We start from the raw sequence: 1,479 nt of genomic DNA on the forward strand, positions 1-1,479 counted from the left end.
GCCGGCTCCGCGGGCGTCCGACGCTGCCGCCTGGTGCCGACCCGGCCCGCAGCGTAAGCGAGGACCGGAAGCGGCACCAAGCGGCGAGGCGGGCGCTTGCGACGATGGGTGTTGCTGTGCCAGAAGTGTTGCACTAGGCTGCGATTGTCGCACTTGGAGTTACACCTATGGCTACGCTACGCCCACGCATCACCTTCACGCCGGATCCTCAAATCCTCGGCGCGCTCGATCGCATCTCGGTCTTTCGCGGCGTTTCGAAGTCCGAGCTTGTGAACGAGTTTCTCGGGTACATGGCTGGGCCTCTGGCTGAACTGGCGGATGCTCTGGCGGTGCTGCACAGCGTCGAGGATGAAACGGCCGAGGCGATCAACGACATCGCTTCGCATGTGGTCTCGCCACAGGCCGAGGCGGCTCGAGCAACGACGGACTTCATCGCTCGCCGGCGCGCTGCCGAACCCCCGTCCTGTAACACGGGGGTCACCACGCTTGAGAATGGCGGAAATCCGCGCTTTTCTAAGGCTTCCTGATATGGCTCATTTCGACTGGTATCAGGCCACTATTCCGGAATTTCCACGCGTAGTCGCTGACGCGTTGATGACGATACCCCGTGCGGCTGAACTGTCGCATGGGAGGGGTCGCCATAATTATCATGAGAGCGCGCAAGTCCTCGACTGCGACGGGGAAGTTATCGCGACGATGTTACATGGCGGCCCCAATGGCTCACCCAATGTTACCGGGTCTGGCGACAATGCAGAGGCCGTTGCTGCGACGATACGCAAGCACTGGCCGCAGCATCGTGTCACGCGGATGGATTCATGCGAGGATATTCGCGGGGATTTCTCTACGTCTCACGCTAAGTGCAGACAGATTGCCCGAGATCATCGCATCAAGGCGCACACTAGGTCGCCCGACGACTTAGGCGATGGCTCGACGTACTACATGGGTTCTGAAGCGTCCTCGACTAGGTTTCGCGAGTATGAGAAGGGTAAGCAACTACGCTCTCTCGCGGCTGATCCTGATAGTGTTCCGCTCGACTGGCTTCGGTTCGAAGTCCAGCACCGACCGGTGAGGGATGCGAAAGAGACTGCGGCGTCTCTCACTGCGGATCAGGTCTGGGGTGTATCCGCTTGGACGCATCGCATAGCCCGCGATCTGCTCGGCAATGGCTGTAGTCGCCTGACGGTCCGGCCTCGGCTCTTGTCGACGTTTGAGCGTCGATCGATCGCAGCCGATCGCCAGTACGGTGCGCTCTTCGCGGAGATTGCTGCTAAATTCGGCGGCTGGGAGGCCGTAGGGCCGTATTTCCGCGATCTAGGTCAATCGATCCCGCAGGCATCGGAATAGGCCTCCTAGGGCTTCCTACGGGCTTACGCGGGGGTGCGGGAGCAATTGGCCCCGCCTCGCTTCCCCCCTCGATAGCCCTAGATCGCTCTTCGCGATCTGCCGTGCGGCGAGCACGCATGCATGACGGTTCAGCGC

The 1,479-nt window shown here is 61.3% G+C and carries 2 protein-coding genes; both read left to right on the forward strand.

What is annotated here, in order from left to right:
- The first annotated feature begins 167 nt into the window (after window positions 1-167).
- The gene (locus tag BACI348_RS20485; RefSeq protein WP_159513421.1) at window positions 168-527 is read left to right on the forward strand and encodes a hypothetical protein; all 360 of its coding nucleotides are present in this window, start codon (window positions 168-170) and stop codon (window positions 525-527) included.
- A gap of 1 nt (window position 528) precedes the next feature.
- Entirely contained in the window at window positions 529-1,344 is an 816-nt protein-coding gene (locus tag BACI348_RS20490; protein ID WP_159830415.1) for a replication initiation factor domain-containing protein, read from the forward strand.
- Window positions 1,345-1,479 lie beyond the last annotated feature (135 nt).

The sequence above is a fragment of the Arthrobacter sp. 9AX genome (assembly GCF_902506095.1).
GTDB lineage: Bacteria > Actinomycetota > Actinomycetes > Actinomycetales > Micrococcaceae > Arthrobacter.

Bases quoted from the DNA above. Each gene is read 5' to 3' on its own strand.
- BACI348_RS20485 (WP_159513421.1), top strand. From the start codon at position 168: ATGGCTACGCTACGCCCACGCATCACCTTCACGCCGGATCCTCAAATC.
- BACI348_RS20490 (WP_159830415.1), top strand. From the start codon at position 529: ATGGCTCATTTCGACTGGTATCAGGCCACTATTCCGGAATTTCCACGC.